The sequence below is a fragment of the Cyclobacterium sp. 1_MG-2023 genome (assembly GCF_030546805.1).
In the GTDB taxonomy this organism is placed as follows: Bacteria; Bacteroidota; Bacteroidia; order Cytophagales; family Cyclobacteriaceae; genus Cyclobacterium.
In genome coordinates this window covers 294,116-314,242 of the sequence record NZ_JAUOPC010000006.1, presented here as the reverse complement: position 1 = coordinate 314,242, position 20,127 = coordinate 294,116, and the positions used below count along the sequence as shown (strand labels likewise).

At 39.5% G+C, this 20,127-nt stretch carries 19 protein-coding genes; 8 read left to right on the top strand and 11 right to left on the bottom strand.

Annotated elements, in window-relative coordinates; genetic code table 11:
- Positions 1-788: 788 nt before the first annotated feature.
- The 6 genes from Q4534_RS12060 (at position 789) to Q4534_RS12035 (ending at position 8,189) form a co-directional block, all read left to right on the top strand.
- Positions 789-1,487, top strand: coding sequence for a DNA alkylation repair protein (locus Q4534_RS12060; protein WP_303613428.1), 699 nt, complete (start codon positions 789-791; stop codon positions 1,485-1,487).
- Positions 1,488-1,647: 160 nt separating this feature from the next.
- A complete protein-coding gene (locus Q4534_RS12055) occupies positions 1,648-1,959 on the top strand; it encodes a hypothetical protein (protein ID WP_303613427.1) in 312 nt (103 codons plus the stop codon).
- Between the two features lie 244 nt (positions 1,960-2,203).
- Positions 2,204-3,622, top strand: a complete 1,419-nt coding sequence (locus tag Q4534_RS12050) for an L-serine ammonia-lyase (RefSeq protein WP_303613426.1) — start codon at positions 2,204-2,206, stop codon at positions 3,620-3,622.
- A gap of 119 nt (positions 3,623-3,741) precedes the next feature.
- Positions 3,742-5,151, top strand: coding sequence for a PQQ-dependent sugar dehydrogenase (locus Q4534_RS12045; RefSeq protein ID WP_303613425.1), 1,410 nt, complete (start codon positions 3,742-3,744; stop codon positions 5,149-5,151).
- A gap of 147 nt (positions 5,152-5,298) precedes the next feature.
- A complete protein-coding gene (locus Q4534_RS12040; protein WP_303613424.1) occupies positions 5,299-6,201 on the top strand; it encodes an NAD(P)-dependent oxidoreductase in 903 nt (300 codons plus the stop codon).
- An 86-nt stretch (positions 6,202-6,287) separates the two neighbouring features.
- Positions 6,288-8,189: a glycoside hydrolase family 97 protein gene (locus Q4534_RS12035; protein ID WP_303613423.1), complete on the top strand. Its 1,902-nt coding sequence runs from the start codon at positions 6,288-6,290 to the stop codon at positions 8,187-8,189.
- 54 nt (positions 8,190-8,243) lie between these two features.
- Here the strand turns inward: Q4534_RS12035 and Q4534_RS12030 are convergent, their stop codons facing one another.
- Together Q4534_RS12030 and rnhA are read right to left on the bottom strand one after the other, a co-directional pair.
- Positions 8,244-8,972 carry a tRNA1(Val) (adenine(37)-N6)-methyltransferase gene (locus tag Q4534_RS12030; protein ID WP_303613422.1) on the bottom strand — a complete coding sequence of 243 codons (729 nt, stop codon included), beginning with the start codon at positions 8,970-8,972 and terminating at the stop codon, positions 8,244-8,246.
- Positions 8,972-9,430 carry a ribonuclease HI gene (gene rnhA / locus Q4534_RS12025; RefSeq protein ID WP_303613421.1) on the bottom strand — a complete coding sequence of 153 codons (459 nt, stop codon included), beginning with the start codon at positions 9,428-9,430 and terminating at the stop codon, positions 8,972-8,974. The genes Q4534_RS12030 and rnhA overlap by 1 nt, the downstream gene beginning before the upstream one ends.
- A 316-nt stretch (positions 9,431-9,746) precedes the next feature.
- On the opposite strand from rnhA, the gene Q4534_RS12020 reads away from it, so the two are divergent.
- On the top strand, positions 9,747-10,523 hold the full coding sequence (locus tag Q4534_RS12020; RefSeq protein WP_303613420.1) for an HNH endonuclease: 777 nt from the start codon (positions 9,747-9,749) through the stop codon (positions 10,521-10,523).
- A gap of 64 nt (positions 10,524-10,587) precedes the next feature.
- Here the strand turns inward: Q4534_RS12020 and Q4534_RS12015 are convergent, their stop codons facing one another.
- Positions 10,588-10,947 (bottom strand): hypothetical protein, encoded by a 360-nt coding sequence (locus Q4534_RS12015; protein ID WP_303613419.1) that lies wholly within the window; start codon positions 10,945-10,947, stop codon positions 10,588-10,590.
- A gap of 247 nt (positions 10,948-11,194) precedes the next feature.
- Here Q4534_RS12015 and Q4534_RS12010 point away from each other — a divergent pair, with 247 nt between their 5' ends.
- Positions 11,195-12,322, top strand: coding sequence for an amidohydrolase family protein (locus Q4534_RS12010; protein WP_303613418.1), 1,128 nt, complete (start codon positions 11,195-11,197; stop codon positions 12,320-12,322).
- Positions 12,323-12,446: 124 nt separating this feature from the next.
- Here Q4534_RS12010 and Q4534_RS12005 read toward each other — a convergent pair whose 3' ends face one another.
- The 8 genes from Q4534_RS12005 to Q4534_RS11970 all read right to left on the bottom strand — a co-directional run bounded on the left by Q4534_RS12005 (position 12,447) and on the right by Q4534_RS11970 (position 20,014).
- Positions 12,447-12,830, bottom strand: a complete 384-nt coding sequence (locus tag Q4534_RS12005) for a hypothetical protein (RefSeq protein WP_303613417.1) — start codon at positions 12,828-12,830, stop codon at positions 12,447-12,449.
- 87 nt (positions 12,831-12,917) lie between these two features.
- Positions 12,918-13,460, bottom strand: coding sequence for an OmpH family outer membrane protein (locus tag Q4534_RS12000; RefSeq protein WP_303613416.1), 543 nt, complete (start codon positions 13,458-13,460; stop codon positions 12,918-12,920).
- Between the two features lie 21 nt (positions 13,461-13,481).
- A complete protein-coding gene (locus Q4534_RS11995; protein WP_303613415.1) occupies positions 13,482-14,006 on the bottom strand; it encodes an OmpH family outer membrane protein in 525 nt (174 codons plus the stop codon).
- Between the two features lie 2 nt (positions 14,007-14,008).
- Positions 14,009-16,720, bottom strand: coding sequence for an outer membrane protein assembly factor (locus Q4534_RS11990; RefSeq protein ID WP_303613414.1), 2,712 nt, complete (start codon positions 16,718-16,720; stop codon positions 14,009-14,011).
- Positions 16,721-16,807: 87 nt separating this feature from the next.
- Positions 16,808-17,551 (bottom strand): isoprenyl transferase, encoded by a 744-nt coding sequence (locus tag Q4534_RS11985; protein ID WP_303613413.1) that lies wholly within the window; start codon positions 17,549-17,551, stop codon positions 16,808-16,810.
- 82 nt (positions 17,552-17,633) lie between these two features.
- A complete protein-coding gene (locus tag Q4534_RS11980; protein ID WP_303613412.1) occupies positions 17,634-18,392 on the bottom strand; it encodes a DUF6089 family protein in 759 nt (252 codons plus the stop codon).
- 74 nt (positions 18,393-18,466) lie between these two features.
- Positions 18,467-19,342, bottom strand: coding sequence for an NAD kinase (locus Q4534_RS11975; protein WP_303613411.1), 876 nt, complete (start codon positions 19,340-19,342; stop codon positions 18,467-18,469).
- A 6-nt stretch (positions 19,343-19,348) separates the two neighbouring features.
- On the bottom strand, positions 19,349-20,014 hold the full coding sequence (locus Q4534_RS11970) for a hypothetical protein (protein WP_014019897.1): 666 nt from the start codon (positions 20,012-20,014) through the stop codon (positions 19,349-19,351).
- Between the last annotated feature and the right edge of the window lie 113 nt (positions 20,015-20,127).

Below are 20,127 nucleotides of genomic sequence, written 5' to 3'. Positions count from 1 at the left end.
ACTTTGATCTCTAGACAGAAAAACCTATATAAAACTTATTATATCTGTTTTTTGTAGAATTTGAATCATCGACAAAATCGTTTACTTGGCAGAACTCCTATGCCACATATGGTCAATACACTTATTCTGGAATTTTGGGACTTTGGATAATTACATGCTTTAAGACAAAACCAGGATAATACTGTACCACTTGGTTTTTTCTTAATTTTTCTTCATTCATAAAAAATCCTAGATGCATTCTCAATTCATCCTGTGTCTTCTCTTATTTTATATTCCTAATATGATTATTTCCGATTTTAATATCATTCAAATCCATCTCTCATCTGGCAAGGGTTGATGCCAACATTTTTTTCTACTAAAGTTTGAAATACCAATGACTCCTCAAAAAATAAAAATTTAGGAAATTATAAGGTTACAAAATGGGTATATTTTAGTTGAATTGGGTTCCGAGATTGACGATTCTAATCGAATATTTACCAAAGGTAGGTCTCAGGACTTTCAATGATACAAAAAAAATATTAATAATAAAACAACATCAAATCTTTATATTTTATATAAAATTAAATTACCTAATAATTTTTGAAGAAATATAATAAGGATAGTTATTAATTAAAGCATTCTTACTAATATGTCTCCACTTATAATAAATAAAGTACTGAAACAAGAAAAGAGTAAAATGAAAAATAGCTTGAATCTATTCATTTTTCAATACGTCTGAATAAGTACATAAAAACAAAGAAAATTATGACCAACCTAAGCCAAACACAGCTCCATTCAATTCAAGACAAATGACTTACGAGGAAACCATAGGCAGACTTTATGCACTTCAAAATCCAGAGAAAGTCATTTTTAAGGAAAAGAAATTTGGGGTAGTCTCTAATAATTCTTTGGGGATTTACCATTCTGAATTAAAGAAGATAGCCAAGGATATCGGAAAGGACAATGAACTAGGCCTGCAGCTTTTTGATAGTGGTATTTACGAAGCCCGCATATTATGTAGCAAAGTTTTCAAACCCAAAGATGTAACCGTAGAATTGATGGAAAAGTGGGTGAAGACATTTGAGAACTGGGAGGTTTGTGATAGCTTTTCTATGGGTTTATTTGCTAAAAGTGATTTTGCCCTAGAAAAGATCTTTGAATGGACAAAAAGGAAACCTGAGTTTGAAAAAAGAGCAGGATTCACAATTATGGCCTCCTACTGCATGGCAGATAAACTATCAGACAATGTGCTATTTGAAACCTTTTTCCCCATCATCAAACGGGAGGCCAATGATGAAAGAATCTATGTGAAAAAAGCCGTGAATTGGGCCCTTCGCAATATTGGAAAAAGAAACCCCGACCTGAACAAAAAAACCATCCTTCTGGCCCAAGAAATACTGCAAATTGAAAGCCCTGCGGCAAAATGGATTGCCAAAAATGCATTGAATGAATTAGAGAAAGACAATATCAGAATGTCAGATTATCCAAGGGCTATCTATAGGGGGTAGATGGAAGGCTTTGTATAAAAATTTGCCAAAAATAAAATGGACAAATACCAAAATAAATACCGCGTAGGATCTATTCGTTTACCCGGATATGATTATCGTAAAAACGGTGCCTATTTTATAACCATCTGTACAAAAAATAGGGAAAATTGTGGATGCTACGATGCAATTGAATGAATTAGGCCAAATCGCCCACAAATATTGGATGGAAATACCCAAACATTTTCCGTTTGTTGAATTGGGAAATTTCGTTGTGATGCCCAATCATACCCATGGTATATTGGTGATTAAACATGATCAATTCACCCTGGTAGATACGTTGCAATGTAACGTATCTACCGCCACGCCAACCAAACCCAAAAACAAACAAATGGCAATAATTTCACCAAAACCAGGTAGCGTTTCAACGATTATTCGTTCCTACAAATCTGCTGTTACCAAACAGGCACGATTAATAAATGCCAATTTTTCCTGACAGGCCAGATTTCACGACCATATCATCAGGATTTCTGCCTCATTCGAAAGAATACAAAATTACATTTCCGCCAACCCATTGAATTGGAAAAAGGATAAATTTTCTGTTTAGCTAAAAAATCATAATTTGATTTGATCCAATATGGGTTAAATCAATTAAAACCCCATAAGAATTTTACCTATTGGATCCTTAGGCGTAAATTACATGACATTATTAATTGTAATTGGTAAGGCCCAAAATCAATATGGAGTCAATAAGTATTTTTGAAATTATAAAGGTAGGCATAGGACCGTCCAGCTCACATACCATGGGCCCTTGGAGAGCTGCCCTATTTTTTTTAGACCATTTAAGGAAAAATAATCAGCTTCATAAGGTCACTGAGATTTGTACCAGCTTCTTTGGCTCACTGGCCAAGACAGGAAAAGGCCATGGAACAGATATTGCCGTCATTCTTGGCCTCTCAAATGAGGATTTTAAGACCATTGACACTGATAAAATTGGTGAAAAGATTGAAGGAATTAAAAGTCAAGGTAGCATATCCATTTCCGCTGAACATTCCATCTCTTTTAATTATGAAAAAAACATCCTTTTTGAATTCAGTAAAAGCCTGGAGTATCATCCAAACGGAATGCGATTTGAAGCCAAATTAAAAGATGGTTCCTTAATATCGCAGGAATATTTCTCTGTAGGGGGAGGGTTTGTGGTGAAACAAAATACAGGACATGTGGCGACAAACCCCATAAGCAGCAAGTACCCATGCCACTCCCAAAAAGACCTTTTAGACAATTGCAATCGCTTAAACCTCAGCATTTCTGAACTGGTAATGCTCAATGAAACAGCTTGGCAAACTGAGGCTGAAACCAGAAAACAAGCCCTTTATATTTGGGAGGAAATAAAAGATTGTATTTTTAGAGGTATTAATAAATCCGGAATACTTCCCGGGGGGCTGAAAGTAAGGCGAAGAGCTTACGACTTGAACAAAAAGTTTTTACAGGGCCAAAAGTTTGCTGATGTAGCAGACTGGATGAAAGCCATTAAAAATGGCCCAAAGGATTTTGATACTGTAAATAAATGGATAAGTGTTTTTGCCTTAGCCGTAAACGAAGAAAATGCTTCTTTTGGTAGGATCATTACTGCCCCTACCAATGGTGCCTCAGGCGTAATTCCGGCAGTAATGATGTACGCCCATTGTTTCACAGCCAATTTTGATGAGGATGAAATCGTAAAATTTATTCTTACCGCCGGAGAAATAGGTACGCTCTATAAAAAAGGGGCCACTATTTCTGCGGCCATGGGAGGTTGTCAGGCAGAAATAGGTGTATCCAGCTCTATGGCAGCAGGAGCACTAACTGAAACGCTTGGTGGAACCAAAGAACAGGTGTGTCAGGCAGCTGAAATCGCCATGGAACACCATTTGGGCATGACCTGCGATCCCATCGGGGGCTTGGTACAAATTCCCTGTATTGAAAGGAACAGTATGGGCGCCATCAAGGCCATCACAGCCTCCAATATGGCCTTGGAAAGTGATGCCAAAGCCGCACGGCTAAGTCTGGACAATGTAATCAAAGTAATGTGGGAAACGGCCCAAGATATGAAATCTAAATACAAAGAAACTTCCGAAGGAGGTTTGGCCAAAATCCCGGTAAACATATCCGAATGTTAAATTGGACCTATTCAAACTTTTAATAGAAAAGTTTGAATAGGTCTTACTAAACCAAAATTGGATCCAACAGCCAAAAATAGTATATTCCATCTTTCTTAATATCAGCTATAGGTCAATTAATGAAGAAGAAGGTCACCAAAATACTTGGGTTGTTGGTTCTACAATTTTCTTTCTTAGCTATATGTGGATCTGCACAAGAGGGTGAAAAATTATATAAAACTTACTGTGCAGGATGTCATGGGGCTAATTTAGAAGGCAATTCAGCCAGTTCCCTAATCAAAACGGCATGGAAATACGGTAGAAGCGGTAGCTTGATGACCAGAAATATCACTTTTGGGATACCCGGAACAGAAATGATTGCCTGGAACCAAGTTTTAAATAAAGAACAAATCAAGTCACTGGTGGACTTTATTTCCGATGCACAGAAAATTCAACCGAATATCGATCGTGCCATTCCACAGCATATTCAAACTGAAAAATATGATTTACATATTGAGGAATGGGTAGAGGATGTGATCAAAACTCCTTGGGCCATTGAATTCGTATCCAAGGACAGTGCCCTGGTATCTGAAAGACGGGGAATGCTTCGCTGGATTGTAAAAGGAACCCCTTTAAAAGAGTCTGTGAGAGGAGTCCCCCAATCTCAAGAATTTAAAACCGGTGGTTACATGGATATTGCGATTGATCCTAAATACAAAGAAAATGGATGGATTTACCTGGCTTTTAGTTTTGCTCCGGAGCGAATAAATGATGCTTCTGCCCCTGCCATGACTAAAATTGTAAGGGGTAAAATTGACAATAACAACTGGGTAGCGGAAGAAAACTTGTTTGAAGTACCAAATGAACTATTGGTGACAAAAGGAAATAGGTGGGGATGCAGGTTTTTATTTGACAAGGAAGGTTACTTGTATTTCTCCATAGGTGATATGGGTTATGCCGAATACGCTCAGGATTTGAGTAAGCCGGTTGCTAAGATCTACCGCATCAATCCTGATGGAAGTGTTCCCAATGACAACCCATTTATTAATCAAGTCGATGCATTGCCTCAATTGTTTACAAGAGGAAACAGAAATGTACAGGGAATCGCTCAACACCCTGAGACCGGTGACATCTGGTTTACAGAACATGGCCCTATGGGAGGTGATGAATTGAACATTTTAAAGAAAGGAGGCAATTATGGTTGGCCTGATATTACCTATGGAATAGACTATGACGGTAGTGTTGTATCCGACCAAACAACTCAGGAAGGGATGTTGCAGCCCATTATATTCTGGAATCCATCTATTGCGGTTTCTCCGGCTGAATTTTCGAACAGCCCCTTGTTTCCCCATTGGAAAAACAACTTATTTATAGGTGCACTTGCCTTTGAGGAAGTGAGAAGACTACCCACCGATGGCAATAAAGTGGAATACCAAGAAATGATCTTAAAAGGATATGGCCGGGTTAGAGACTTAAAGTTTGGTCCCGATGGAGCATTTTATGTGGTACTCAACCAACCAGACAAAATTTTAAGGATCACTCCAAAATAAACCGGTAGCTCAGCAGATGATAAGGTAATTTTATTATTCGCTGAGTAGATGACCCCTATTACTGCGTGGATAGAATTGAGACAGGAAACTTATCCCGTAACCATATTTGGCCATGAAAAAATTATATCATTATTAACAATTCCAAAAATGACTAAACAACGAATCTTTTTTACCGGAGGATCGGGAAAAGCAGGTAAACATGTGGTTCCTTATCTACTCGCCCAAGGCCATCGGGTAATGAATGTAGACCTGAAACCTTTGGATCATCCCGGGGTGGACAATTTGATAGCTGATATAACAGATTCCGGGCAAATGTTCAATGCCATGAGTTCCTATGCAGCTTTGGATGAGTTGGAGCCTGGAAATGGTGTACCGAAGTTTGATGCAGTTGTACATTTTGCTGCCGTTCCCAGAATCTTAATTAACCCTGACAATGAGACTTTTCGTGTCAATACCATGGGTACCTACAATATAATAGAAGCGGCGGTAAAACTTGGCATTAAAAAAATCATCATTGCCTCTTCAGAAACTACCTATGGTGTCTGCTTCTCAGATGGCCCAACTGATCCTAATTCCTTGCCTTTGGAGGAAGACTATGATGTGGATCCCATGGACAGCTACGGTTTATCGAAGGTGGTGAATGAGAAAACGGCTCGCAGTTTTCAGCGGCGTTCAGGCGTTGATATTTATGCGCTTCGCATTGGAAATGTCATCGAACCCCACGAATATGCTGAACTGTTCCCGCATTACTTTAAAAACCCTGAAGTGCGCAGAAGGAATGCCTTCTGTTATATTGACGCAAGAGATCTCGGACAGATTGTTGATTTATGTTTGAAAAAAGATGGCCTTGGTTATCAGGTTTTCAATGCCGGGAACGACCACAATGGGGCAGTGATTCCAAGCAAAGAGTTGGCGGAAAGGTTCTTCCCGGGTGTGCCGATTACTCGGGAGCTCGAAGAGCATGAAGCTTTGTTTTCAAATAAAAAAATACGTGAAGTGTTGGGCTTCAAAGAAGAACACAACTGGCAAAAATATGTAAAATGGGAATGATGCTCGAAAACTGAAATTTTAACATCGAAATTTTATTCTGTATTGCCTGACAGAAAATATTCTTATCAATAAACCTTACCTTTTAAATGAAAAATATTTTTAGATCTCTTGGGATTTTTGTTTTAGCGCTTGTATTTCAATCCTGCACGAGCACCAATGATGTTCATGTAAGTAGCCCTAATGGAAAATTTAGGTTTGAATTGCTGACTGAAGATTCACAGCTTTATTATCGCGCATTTTTTGATGGTAAAGAGATCATAGGAAAGTCTATACTTGGATTTGAGCTTTCTGACACAAGCAATATCACCCAAAACCTTGAAATAAATGAGGTTAAAGAAAGTAAAGTAGCAACAGATTGGAAGCCTGTTTATGGGGAAAAAAACATGTACCCGGATCAATACCATCAATCTGTTGTTACCTTTAGTTCAAAGGACCAAAAAACACCTCTCTTCCAACTAAACATAAGGGCATACAATGAAGGGCTTGCCTTTCAGTATGAATTTGAAAATGCAGGACAGCTTACCCTAAATGCTGAACTTACCGAATTTGCCTTACCTGCCAATTCAGAAGTATGGGTCTCCGAGCAAGCACAAGGAGCGATTAACAAGACAAAGTTAACGGAAATAAGCAACAAGATTGTTGAACGTCCATTATTAGCAGAGCTGAACGATTCTTTATTTGTAGCCCTGGGTGAAGCTGCTTTGGTTGATTTTGCCAGAATGAAGTTTGAATTGTCCAAGGACAAGCCTACTGCTTTAGTAGCCAGTCTTGAGGGCCAAGTACAATTTGATGGGCCATTTACAAGCCCTTGGAGAACCATAATGGCAGGAAATTCTCCAGGGGAAATCCTGGAAAACAATTATTTATTATTGAACCTCAACGCGCCGAATGCGATAAAAAACTCAGACTGGATAAAACCCGGAAAGGTTATTCGTGAGGTTACCTTAACCACAGATGGAGGAATGGCCTGCGTAGACTTTGCTGTGAAACATAACTTACAATACATTGAATTTGATGCAGGCTGGTATGGAAATGAATACGATGATGCATCGGATGCCACCACCATTACAGTAGATCCCAACCGCTCCAAAGGCCCTTTAGACCTCAAAAGGGTAATCAAATATGCAGAAAGCAAAGGAATTGGGGTGATTTTGTATGTCAACCGAAGAGCTTTAGAAAAACAACTGGATGAAGTATTGCCATTATTAAAATCATGGGGGGTAAAAGGTATCAAATATGGCTTTGTAAATGTAGGTCCACAGGAATGGACCAGCTGGTTACATGAAGCGGTACGAAAGGCTGCAGACCATGGCCTTATGATAGACATACACGATGAATACCGCCCAACGGGCTATTCTCGCACCTATCCAAACCTGATGACACAGGAAGGTATTCGCGGGGATGAGGAATCTCCTGACAATACCACTGTTTTAAAAACCTTGTTTACCCGCATGCTTGCAGGTGCAGGCGACCATACCAACTGCTATTTTGCTGAAAGGGTAGACAATAAAATGGGCTCGCACGCTTCGCAACTGGCCAAGGCAGTTATGATTTACAGCCCTTGGCAATTTCTGTATTGGTATGACCGACCGGAAAATTCTCCCGGAGCACATAAAGGAGCCGGAAACAGTACCAATTATATTTTGGAAGTACCTGAATTGACATTTTTCGACGAAATGCCTACGGTTTGGGATGACACTAAGGTGCTATCCGGCTACCCGGGAGAACATGCAGTTGTCGCCAGAAAAAGTGGAGACACTTGGTTTGTCGGAGCACTTAATGGGTATCAGGAAAGGGACAATGAAATTTCATTTGATTTCTTAAATCCAAACAAAACGTATACAGCCACAATTTACACCGACGATGATGAAGTAAAAACCCACAGCAGGGTAGCTTTAGAAACGCGAAGCCTAAGTTCAAAGGACTTGATGCAATTCAAATTGGGAAAACACAAGGGAATGGCGATGGTTATAAAACCTGCTAAATAGAAAATATGGGATGGCCAATAGCGAGAAACAAAAATTGCTATTGGCCCACTTCAGTTAAAAATGCAGCATATAATCTCTGAGCAGATCAATGTATTCGGTAGTGTAGGCATTGTTTGCATCTTTGATAACCAAGAAAGTTTTTTCGCTTTGCTTTGGCTTCTTTCTGGTAAAAGAAGCAATTACACGGTGGACTTTACTGGTTTCTCGGTCCTGAAGTAGGGTTTGGCTATTTGAGTAAAAGCCTATCTCTTTTCCTAGACTTTTAAAATCCTCCATTTCATTGGGTGGTAATATAAGCCAAAGCACCCCTTCTGTTTTCAGCAAACGATCAATACCAGCCCACAAATCAGAAAAATTAAGCCCTTTTTCATGTCTGGCAAGGTTAATATTGGTTTGGTTACTTTGCAACTGCCCGCTGTAATAAGGAGGATTGGTGATAATCAGATCGTATGGCTCGATATTACTTGATTCAAATTCCTGAAAGGCTTGTTGGTGTACCGTGATATTAATTCCCAATTTATTGGAGGAAACATTTTGCCTTGCCTGTTCGAAAGCTTCTTTGTCAATTTCTACCGCATCAATGTCGGCTACCGGGTACTTTTGGGCCATCATCAATGCCAACACACCTGTACCCGTGCCAATATCCAGAATATTTCCGTGTTGATGAGAAGCCCTTGCTAGGGCGCCAAGGACAACGGCATCGGTGCTCACTTTCATGGCACAGCGTTCTTGCTCTATACGAAACTGCTTGAACTGGAAATAACTAATTGAACGGCGTCCCATTAGCCGTTTTGTTCCGCTTCATAACCCTGATCAGCGGGCAAATTATTTCCCATGGCTGCTGAGACCGCCAATTCATCACATCTTTCATTGAGTGGATTTCCTGCATGGCCTTTTACCCACTGAAAAGTAGGCTTGTATTTCAAGTGAAGGGGAATGTACTTTTTCCAAAGATCCATGTTCTTTTTGCCTTTAAAACCCTTTTTTTGCCAACCCCAAATCCAACCTTTTTGAACGGAGTCCACCACGTATTTGCTATCTGAAAAGATAGTTATTGGCAGCCCTTCTACTTTCAATGCCTCCAAACCCCTGATGACAGCGAGCAATTCCATTCGGTTATTGGTAGTCAGGCGAAAACCTTCGGAAAGCTCCTTTCTTAAATTTTTATAGAGTAAAATCACCCCATATCCACCGTTTCCGGGATTGCCCCTACTCGCTCCGTCGGTATATATTTTTATCATTTGCAGATCTATTTTGCTTCAAAAATAATGGAAATATTGCAAACGGCCCATAAAGTAAGTACGGACTTAAGCTTTTGTCCAAACCGACATTGTCCCAAATCTATCTTCTATTATGCAGGTAATAATAGCAATTGCTATAACTGCTTTAGCTCCATGCTGTTGTCGCTAGATATAAAGGCAAAATAAAGGGAATTATTAGCGATGAATTATTTGGAAAAATGGCTAAATATTTCGTTTTTAAGCATTAATTAAAGTCATAAACTAGGGAATATAAGCCAACCAGTAGGCGATACGAATAATTAGCAATGATTAAAACATGAAAAAATACATTTTAAACAAAGCTGAAGAAATTATTTCGGAATCTGAGGAGCCTACTTATGAATCCATTTCCCTTCACGATTTTCTAGTGGAATTTGACTATGCCACCAAGTATTTGCCCAGGTTCTTAAAAGTCCGCTCTTTTGCTCTCTATATGCTGTTTTTTAAAAGGGCTTATTATTCCATAGGTAGTCGGAAAATTAAGGTTAAAATTGCTGCATTGGGACAAAATATGCTGTCTAATTTTGACAATCCCATGTCCAAGGATGTGGTCAAACGTGGGATTAATGACCTGGTTAAATTTGGGATCCTAAAAAAGGTTCACCGACCGGGTAAAATCAATGAATACATCGTAAAATTACCTTCGGAGATAAAAGCCATAAAAAAGCTGATTAAAATTGAAGATACCATAGAAGAAAGCATGTATGGAGACTCAGAGGACGACATCCTTACTGATCTTAACAAAAGAAACGAGATTTTAAAAAGAGACAATAACAAGTGCTTCTATTGTCTTTGCGAGCTTAAAGCACCTGATTTTTACCTTAACCATATCCATGCCAAAGCAGATGGTGGCTACGATTGGAAATCTAATTTGGTCTCCTCTTGCAGAACCTGCAATACTGTAAAAAATGCTGAAAATGTAGATGCCATTTTACAGCGCAACTTTCAAAAAGGCTTGATCTTAAAAACCGAGTATTTGGCACAAAAAAACAAACTGAATAAATTGAAGGCTGAATACCAACAAATAAAAGAAAACATCGGTAATATACCATAAACCCAAACTCACAAGAGAAAGGGTTTATGGTATAAACGCAGCATTGAAAAATGCGCAATTGAATCTATTCCTCAAAGACACATTCAGAATCATTAGCCTTCCATATGATCTGCTTGGAATCAAGGTCATCTAGCGTATGGTCCTCCTCAATTTGATTTCCGGAACAGTCATAAGTAACAAGCTGCCAATTACAACTGGGGCAACAACTCGCCAAATAAAACACGGTTGCTCCATTATAGGTGGCCTGTCCTATATAATTATATTCCGACATCTCAGCAGAGGCATAGTTTTCCTGCAAGATTTTTAGCCAAGGTAGTTTGGTTAGTGGTTCTGTTACACCACAAATAGTCTCAGGCTCCTGGTCTTCATTGCAAGAAAAACAAAGGATAAGACATAAGAAAAGAGGAATAGTGAATTTTTTCATAAAAGTGTTAATTTATAATAAATTGGTTTTATACCCATACGTCTTCTACCCCGGTTTCGCTACATAGGGCCTTTGATAAAATAGCATTAAGTTGAAAAAGACCCCACTATTTCAATTGCTCCCTTCCACATATTATTATGAAAAAACTTCCAAAACAGAAGCGTTTGGTGAAAAAGGATAAGTTTGAAGCTTGAAGATTGCAATTTTAGTCATAAATTAAAGATTGAACACTTAACCTTTACCACGAATGAAAAATAGCTTTGGCCACATCGCTCTTACTCCCCTGCTCATGGTTTTATTCAATTTCTCTCTTTTGGCGCAGGAAATGGATTTTGAATCTTATAACCCCAAGTCTACCTTGGTGGTACCCGAGCACCCCATCAAAAGAGCAAAGTTTCCATTTGTTGACATTCACAGCCACCAGAGAAATGTTGATGAATCGCTTATTTCAAACCTAACAAGGGAAATGGATGAAATAAACATGGCGACGATGGTTAATCTTAGTGGTAAAAGGTTTACGAGAAACGGAGATGAAGGCGCCGCTGAGGATTACTTAAATTCCATGATTCAAGCGTTCAATAAACACGCCCCGGGAAGATTTATTGTTTTCACAAACCTTTCTTTTGATGGTATAGGAGGTAAAGGGTGGAAAGACAAAGCAGTCAGCATTTTAGAGGAGGATGTTAAAAATGGGGCCAATGGTTTGAAGATCTTCAAAAGCTTGGGTTTGAGCGTGAAAGACATACATGGCAAAAGGGTTCCTATCAATCATCCGGATCTGGATGCTATTTGGGCCAAATGCGGTGAATTGGGGATCCCGGTTCTTATTCATGCAGCGGACCCAGCTCCTTTTTGGGAACCCATGGATAGTAAAAATGAGCGTTGGTTGGAGTTAAAATTGCGACCCAATAGGAAGAGAGGCGCGAATAACCCGGCCCCTTTCGAACAAATTATTGCAGAGCAACATGCTGTATTTGAAAAGCATACAAACACCACCTTTATCAATGCCCATATGGGTTGGATGGCCAATGACCTGGAAAAAGCTGGTAGACACTTGGACGAATACCCCAATGTGAATTTTGGAATAGCGGCTGTAATTGCCGAATTCGGTCGACAACCTCGTGCCGCCAAAAAGTTTTTTATCAAGTACCAGGACAGGATTCTATTTGGAAAGGACGCCTATAATAAAGAGGAGTTTTACACCTATTTCAGGGTGCTGGAAACTGAGAATGAATATTTCCCTTATTACAAGAAATACCACGCATTTTGGCGCATGTATGGCTTGGGTTTACCTGATGAGGTTCTCAAGAAAGTCTATTATAAAAATGCGCTAAGAATTGTTCCCAATATGGACAATAGCCTTTTTCCTGATTGATTAGAGTCAATACAATAGGCTCCTATAAAGCCCTAATAACTTTATCATAGGAATGGGCTAGCAGCCACAAAACAAGGAATTAAATCAGAAACCTTGCACAAATTGTGAAAAACTCCCCTTTACATTAAAGGATAATTTCTCCTTTAAGCTTGTTGTTGTTCTTTTTGCTATCCTTGGTATTGATAATCAAGCGGTATTTTAATTTTTTGCCGGGTTGATTGGCAAGAAATTTTTCCCCGGAAGCGTACACCAAGGACTTTCCTGATGCTATGTCAGAAGTTTTGGTATCAAAGCTAATCATCTTGCCGTTTACCTTTAAAAACACACTGTAAGTTCCCGCAGGAGCCGTTTCCGGTCCATTGTTTCTGATGGCATACTTAAATGTCCGATAGCCATTTACCTCAGCATCTAGCATTACTTCCACTGCTTCTAGATCAAAAGGTACTTCTTCCTGAGCAAATAAGGGTGAAACCGCTAAAAAACAAACAATTAAAAATTTCCATTTCATAAGCTATACATTTAGTACAAGTCCAAAAATAAAAAAGCCCGGTCACTTAAAAGCAACCGGGTATAAAATAATTTTATTAAGTTTTAATTAATTGGCAGCGGGAGCGGCCGTAGCTTCAACCCCTAACTTGGCCAAAACAAGATCTGTAAATGGATCATTGTCTTTGGTGTACAGAATCACTGGTGCCTGACCTGCAGACTCAGATAAGATATGTGTATAATTATGTTCTGCTGCTACTGAATTGATCGCATTGTAAACCTTGGTTTGTACAGGTTCTAATAACTCCTGAAGCTTTCTTTGGTAGCCTGCTTGGGCATCCTGCTCAAACTTCTGGATTTCTTGTTGCAATTTTTGAAGTTCTTGTTGCTTCGTGTTCCTTGCATCCTCTGTCATATTAGGTGCCGCTTGCTGGAAAGCCTGTGCTTGCCTTTGAAAATCTGTACTTTTCGTTTGGATTTGTTGACCCAATTGGTTGCTATAGTCTTTGATATCAGCGTCTATTTGCTCCATCTCCGGCATCAAGCTCATGATATACTCTACATTGGTATATCCAATTTTGACTTCTTGTGCATTTGCTACAAATCCAAAGCAAAAGAGGGCAATTGCTGATAGGAAAATTCTTGCTTTCATAATTGTTAAACTTTGTTAATTTTAATTGTTTTCTTCTAATCCTAATTCTTCGATGATAAAATCCGAGTAATCATGTCTTGGGTCCGTATAAATTATGGACGTAGGACTTGATGCTTTGTCAAATAAAATGGCAATGCCATTTCGTTTAGAGACCCTGTCAATGGCATCATATATGGTTGATTGGAGCGGCTGCAGCAGTTCTGCTTGTTTCTGGTACAGTTGCCCATTTTCACCAAATATTCTGTTATTGAAGGCCCGGGCCTCTTTTTGTTTTTCTCTTATAAGTTCCAGTCTTTCCTGGTACATTTCTTCGGTAAGCAAAACCTGCTCACCTTGGAGGTCACTGTACATCTGTTGTATCTCCTCCTCCAAATTTTGTGCCTCTTTTTTCCATTCTGAACTTAAGGCTTCCATTTCTCCCTGAATCTTTTTGTAATCCGGATGCTTGTTGAGAATATATTCTGTATCAACATAGCCCAATTTCTGTCCCATTAACACAATGGGCAAAAAGGTTAGCAAAAATAACAATTTCAGGGACTTTTCCATAATTATCTGAATTGTTGACCAATGGTAAAGTGAAACATTCCACCACTTGGTCCTGGGTTTGGATCACTTGTTGTTGAAACACCATCAAATCCATAACCCCAATCGATACCTAGTAAACCAAAGGCCGGCATGAATATCCTCGCACCAAAACCGGCGGATTTTTTCAGATCATAAGGGTTATAATCTTGATAATTTCCCCAGTTATTTCCTGCCTCTGCAAAACCAAGTAAGAAGATGGTGGCAGAAGGGTTAGGAGATACAAGGAAACGGAGTTCCATTACATGTTTATTATAAACCACACCACCATAAGCTACAGGTGCATTGGGTTGATTTCTAAATTCTTTTCCTGGGGTAATGGATTGGTTTTCGTAACCTCTCAGACCAATAATTTCTTGACCAAGAGCAAAGTTCATCATGTTCATACCATCACCACCCAAAACAAATCGTTCAAGAGGTATTATACCCGTCTTGTCTCCATAGGAACCTAAGAAACCCAGGTGTGTTCGCGCACTCAATACAAGCTTGGTAGACCCCATTACCGGGGTGTAAAAAGACCCGTCAAACATCCATTTGTGGTACTCCAGCCATTGGTATTTCTCCTGATCGGTTGATTCACTTGTCAGGCCATTGTTCAAGGCTGCATAAGGTGGAGTGAGTGAGGCACTCAAGGTAATGTTAGAACCAAACCTAGGATAGATGGCCTGATCCAGGTTGTTTCTGGATATGGTGGTGTTCAAGGCCACACTTTTCGCATTACCTGTATTAAAGCTTAAGCCGAAATAGTTTCCGTATTCATCAAAATTATAATTCTGAAATTGGAGACTGTTACTGATCTGGAAGTAATCATCCGGCCAGGTAACCCTTTTTGCCAAGCCAATAGAAGCACCGGTAATTTTGAAAGATCCCAGTTCTTCACCGAAATTGGTAGTACTGTAAAAATTCAACTGTCTTTGTACAGAATGGTTGAAGCTAAAACTTAAAGCATTTGGTTTTTTGCCTCCAAACCAAGGTTCGGTAAAGGACATGCTATAATTCTGGAAACTTTTACCATTGGCCTGTACTCTCAAAGAAAGTTTCTGCCCATCCCCTACCGGAAGTGGTCTCCATTTGGAAAAGTCTTTGATGTTTTTGATTGAGAAGTTATTGAAGGTAAGCCCTACCGTTCCCACAAAGCCAAAGAGACCACCCCAACCTCCGGAAAGCTCGATCTGATCATTTGGCCTTTCTTCAAGTTGGAAGGTAATGTCAACAGTTGCATCCTCAAAATTAGGACGCATATCCGGCTCAATATTTTCAGGGTTGAAGTAACCGATTTGAGACAGCTCTCGAATGGTTCTTACCAAGGCTTTTCTATTAAACAACTGTCCGGGAAGAATTCGTATTTCCCTCATGACCACATGGTCACTGGTACGCTCATTCCCTTCAATTGTAACACTATTTACCGTCACTTGAGGTCCTTCAAATATCCTCAACTCAATGTCTATGGAATCCGCTGCAATATTTACCTCCACAGGGTCTATCGTGAAAAACAAATAGCCATTGTCTTGGTACAGAGAACTGACATCATCACCTCTTTGGGGATCATAATTAAGCCTCTTGTCTAGCTTTTCTTTGTTGTAAATGTCTCCACTAAATATCCCCAGTTTTGCTTGAAGCTCTTCATCGGTATGAATATAGTTTCCCGAAAACGCAATGTTTCGATAATAGTATTGCTTTCCTTCCTCTATGTCAAGATTAATATTAATACGGCTATCATCAAAACGGAAAACGCTATCTGATAAAATCTCTGCGTCTCGATAACCACGGCTATTGTAAAAATCAACGATAGCCTTTTTATCATCACGGTAATCGCTTTTTACAAACTTAGACCCATTAAAGAAATTAAGTTTGAAGTTTCTATTGATATAAGCTTTCACTTCTTCATCAGTTACAGGATTTCTATTCGCCACTGCATTGCTGATGTTTTTAGGGTTGGCTTTTAAAAGCCTTGACAATAAATCTTTGAATATATAAACACGAGCATGCTCGTGCGTTCCTTTCATTTTTTTCTTCAGGCGATTGTCTGAAATATTTTCATTGCCATCAAAGGCGATTTCATTGATACGTACTTTGCTTTTCTTGTCTACGTCAAATCGAAGTTTGACACTGTTAGGAAGGGTAGTATCTCTTTCCTGTACTACTTTCACTTCTGTATTCAGAAAGCCTTTGCCAACAAAATAATCTCTAATATTGCGCTGGGCCGTATTGAGTACATCATCCCTAACTACACGCCCGGTAATATTTACCTTGTCTTTGAGTTCTCCTTCCTGGGTTTTATTAACCCCGGTAAAATCAAACCGGCTAAATCGAGGTCTCTCGGTCAGGTCTAATAAAAGGTGGATGTCATCCCCTTCAATTTTTGTAACCAAGATTTTAACATCTCCAATAATTCCTTGCCCCCAAAGCTTTTTTAATGCTCCTGAAATGGCATCACCGGGAACAGTTATTTGATCATCCACACGAAGACCCGCCAAAGAAATAATGGCTGTTTCGTCCAAAGTACTTAGACCAACAGCCTCAATGGACGCTATTCTGTACTTTTTTGGACTGGTATAACTTAGGTCTATAATATTTACCGGCTCCTTACTGGTGTACCGGCTTTGCCCCAACCTTATTTGGGCCTCTGCCACTCCGGTCAATAGCAGCAAGTAAATAATTAATAAATTCTTTTTCATTTCAAACGATCAAATTTAACCCCAGTAATATTTGTGCTGAGGCAGCAATAATTCTGAAATTCTTAACTCATTTCAGAACAAGTAGTGTCAATTGGAGCCTTTAGTTTGTGCTCCTGTTTTACCAAACCTTCTTTCCCTTTTCTGAAAAGCTAGTATGGCTTCATGCAAGTGTTTTTTCCGGAAATCCGGCCAAAGCACTTCAGTGAAATATAATTCTGTATAGGCCAATTGCCATAACATAAAATTACTTATCCTGATTTCACCACTGGTTCTGATTAACAGTTCCGGATCAGGTATATTGGCAGTATTCAGGTGCTCTCCAATCACTTTTTGATTGATGGCTTCTGCTGATAACTCACCATTAACTACTTTTTTGACAATGGCCTGAACAGCCTTTTCTAACTCCCAACGACCACTATAGCTCAATGCCAACACGACAGTCATGCCGGTATTGTCTTTGGTTTTTTCTTTCCCCATCTTAAGGTGCTTTCTGCACGAATCAGGAAGGCTATCAATATCGCCGATGGTTTCCAGTTTGATATTGTTCTTCATCATGGTGGGCACCTCATCTGTAATAGCCTGAACCAATATCTCCATCAGTGCATCCACTTCATCTTTGGGCCTGGACCAATTTTCAGTAGAGAAGGCATACAAGGTAATAAAATCTACCCCTAATTCTGCCGACCCTTCGATGGCATCCCTTACAGCGGCCAATGCATTTCTGTGGCCAAATATCCGCATGGCACCTTTCTTCTGAGCCCAACGCCCATTGCCATCCATAATCACTGCAATATGTCGGGGTATATTGCCCTTGTCAATCACTTCATTCATTCCAAAATTCTCTGTTGGTTTAATTGATTTACAAAAATGACACTTCTTTTTTAAAAATTCTATCCTGAGGTCAATTATTGTACTAGTAGCACTTGATCTGATGAAAGGAATAGCTTATGGTAAAGCCCAAAAAGTAATACCAATCACGGTCAGATGAATTGCCAAAATTAATGCTTGTTGGTTCTAGCACTTGATTTCCTGTGCCCGGATCGGTTCTGTACCGTGGCAAATAAATGGATTCATCTCCGATTTTATCCAAATTGTCTGTAAAGGTTGCCTTTGCTCCCCCTTCAAAAGAGAGTAAAATACGGTCTTTAAGTTTGTATTTTATTCCTGCCCCAAAGGGAAGAATTACAGTGCCCAAGCTGTAGTTTCCGGGTTGTATGTCTCCTTCATAGGATTGACCTTGTCCGAAGAACAAACCATATCCCAAACCAAAAAAGCCAAATGGAGAAAACCTACTGGTTGACTTATGACTCATATAGTCTATGAAATGAAACTCCATCCTTGCAGATACTTCAGCCATGGTGCCATTAAAAAAGGCATTTCTGGTTGCTGCTACCTGATCTAAGGGGCGGATACTGTCCGCTCCATTTAATCTAGCGATGGAAAACCCGGCCCTTAAGCTCCAGGCATTGTCAAAATTTCGTCTGCCAAATAACGTTCCTTGAATACCAAGCTGGTTTGGGTCAATGATCCGAAGGATATCTCCGGTATATGTCCCCGCACCTAAACCTAAACCTATCTCATGCTGTTGGGCTTTTACAGTTTGAGAAATTCCCAAACCTGTAAAGACCAAAATTACTGATAGTGCTAATGTGTAAAACCTGGATTTATTCAAGTCGTTGCAATTTATAAACTACCCAACGAATAAAAAACCCAACCAAGTATACTGTGGGTTAAATATTGTTAAAACTAGTTTCTCATGTCATATCCCCAGTTCAATTTTTGCCTAAGGGTGTCAAAGAAGCTGTAATCGTGAAACTTAACCAGCTTCGCTACAAATAATTCTTTTTTAATTTTCAGCTCTACGGACGCATCAATTGGCGCAGATCTGGAATCTAAAGATACAAGGAATTTTTCACTCCTACCTTCTATTTTAAAGGAGATTTCACTATCATCAGATACCACAATCGGCCTCACATTCAGGTTGTGCGGACTAACCGGGGTAATTACAAAGTTTTTGGCCAGTGGTGATATCAGTGGACCTCCACAACTTAAAGAATAACCTGTGGACCCGGTGGGGGTGGATACAATGATCCCATCTGCCCAATAACTATTCAGGTAATCCCCATCTATATAGGTATGTACCGTAATCATCGAAGAAGTGTCTCTCTTATGTATGGTAAACTCGTTCAATCCAAAATTTAGACCCTTGAAAAGGGGTACACTGGACTCTAACCTGACCAAGCTCCTGTCTTCCAAAGCATACCGGCCTTCCAATAAATCTTTGACCGCTGCTTTAATGTCTTCCTTGGCTATGGTGGCCAGAAATCCCATCCTACCCGTGTTGATGCCCAATACCGGGATTTCATAAGCCCCGATTAGGGAAATGGTATCCAATAAAGTGCCATCACCCCCAATGGAAATGACCACATCTACGGCTGCCAAATCATTCTTTGAGTTCAAAGGAGTCACAATAGGACTTAAGCCCTCCTTCTTCCGAAGGGAGGTAAACAGGTTTTTGGTAAGCTTTACATTTGATCCATTTTCTTCAAAAGCTTGAATCAGTTGGTAAATACAAGTTTGAAACTGAGTGGATATATTGATGCCGTGAAGTAATATATTCATGTAAGATCAGATATCTAAAAACCGCATCAAGTTACCAAGGCGATCCTGATCACTATTGATGCCCTCTTCTTCTTGGTAATGGTCAATAACCTTGTAACCAAATCGCTCCAACGTGGCCTTGATGTGTCGGAGTTCTACCTGATCTATTTTTAGGGTAACTTTAATTTTACTGTCATCTAGGGGATCATCTGATATAAAACTGCTAAGCACTTTTGCATTTTCTGACTCCACCACCCTTGCGATATCATACAGGCTGTAATCGGTCATAAACATGGACAAAATCAAAACTCCTCCCTGAGATTGGATGGAGATGCTATCCGTAAAGGCAGATATAGCTCCTTCTTGGGTGACCACACCTAGGTATTTCAATTCCTTATTTAATACGGCCACCATGCTAACCTCATTTTCAGAGGAGACCCTTAATACATCATAAATATGGCGATCCTCCTGAACAATACTGGCACTTCCTACCAACTCTACAATTTCAAGGGTCATTTCAGGATCATTGAGTTCATAGATGATTTCATCTGTAATAAAACCCTTAAATAAACCTTTGTCTACAACAGGTATTATATCCGTCCTGATTTCTTCCATCCAGGAAAGCCCTAACTTTACTTTGTCAGTAAATTTTAGAGGAGGAATGAGGTTGTTTATAAATTCTATTGCACGCATGTAGATAAAGGTATTAAAAGGATTCGAAAAATAAAACGAGAATAAGCCTCCCTTTGTTCATTTCCCTTAATTTCTTAACCTTTTTGGAGGTGAAAGTAGCTTATAAAACAGCA

Excerpts from the sequence above, each read along its gene's own strand:
- Q4534_RS12060 (WP_303613428.1), top strand. The coding sequence starts at position 789 with ATGACTTACGAGGAAACCATAGGCAGACTTTATGCACTTCAAAATCCA.
- Q4534_RS12055 (WP_303613427.1), top strand. The coding sequence starts at position 1,648 with ATGCAATTGAATGAATTAGGCCAAATCGCCCACAAATATTGGATGGAA.
- Q4534_RS12050 (WP_303613426.1), top strand. The coding sequence starts at position 2,204 with ATGGAGTCAATAAGTATTTTTGAAATTATAAAGGTAGGCATAGGACCG.
- Q4534_RS12045 (WP_303613425.1), top strand. The coding sequence starts at position 3,742 with ATGAAGAAGAAGGTCACCAAAATACTTGGGTTGTTGGTTCTACAATTT.
- Q4534_RS12040 (WP_303613424.1), top strand. The coding sequence starts at position 5,299 with ATGACTAAACAACGAATCTTTTTTACCGGAGGATCGGGAAAAGCAGGT.
- Q4534_RS12035 (WP_303613423.1), top strand. The coding sequence starts at position 6,288 with ATGAAAAATATTTTTAGATCTCTTGGGATTTTTGTTTTAGCGCTTGTA.
- Q4534_RS12030 (WP_303613422.1), bottom strand. The coding sequence starts at position 8,972 with ATGGGACGCCGTTCAATTAGTTATTTCCAGTTCAAGCAGTTTCGTATA.
- rnhA (WP_303613421.1), bottom strand. The coding sequence starts at position 9,430 with ATGATAAAAATATATACCGACGGAGCGAGTAGGGGCAATCCCGGAAAC.
- Q4534_RS12020 (WP_303613420.1), top strand. The coding sequence starts at position 9,747 with ATGAAAAAATACATTTTAAACAAAGCTGAAGAAATTATTTCGGAATCT.
- Q4534_RS12015 (WP_303613419.1), bottom strand. The coding sequence starts at position 10,947 with ATGAAAAAATTCACTATTCCTCTTTTCTTATGTCTTATCCTTTGTTTT.
- Q4534_RS12010 (WP_303613418.1), top strand. The coding sequence starts at position 11,195 with ATGAAAAATAGCTTTGGCCACATCGCTCTTACTCCCCTGCTCATGGTT.
- Q4534_RS12005 (WP_303613417.1), bottom strand. The coding sequence starts at position 12,830 with ATGAAATGGAAATTTTTAATTGTTTGTTTTTTAGCGGTTTCACCCTTA.
- Q4534_RS12000 (WP_303613416.1), bottom strand. The coding sequence starts at position 13,460 with ATGAAAGCAAGAATTTTCCTATCAGCAATTGCCCTCTTTTGCTTTGGA.
- Q4534_RS11995 (WP_303613415.1), bottom strand. The coding sequence starts at position 14,006 with ATGGAAAAGTCCCTGAAATTGTTATTTTTGCTAACCTTTTTGCCCATT.
- Q4534_RS11990 (WP_303613414.1), bottom strand. The coding sequence starts at position 16,720 with ATGAAAAAGAATTTATTAATTATTTACTTGCTGCTATTGACCGGAGTG.
- Q4534_RS11985 (WP_303613413.1), bottom strand. The coding sequence starts at position 17,551 with ATGAATGAAGTGATTGACAAGGGCAATATACCCCGACATATTGCAGTG.
- Q4534_RS11975 (WP_303613411.1), bottom strand. The coding sequence starts at position 19,342 with ATGAATATATTACTTCACGGCATCAATATATCCACTCAGTTTCAAACT.
- Q4534_RS11970 (WP_014019897.1), bottom strand. The coding sequence starts at position 20,014 with ATGCGTGCAATAGAATTTATAAACAACCTCATTCCTCCTCTAAAATTT.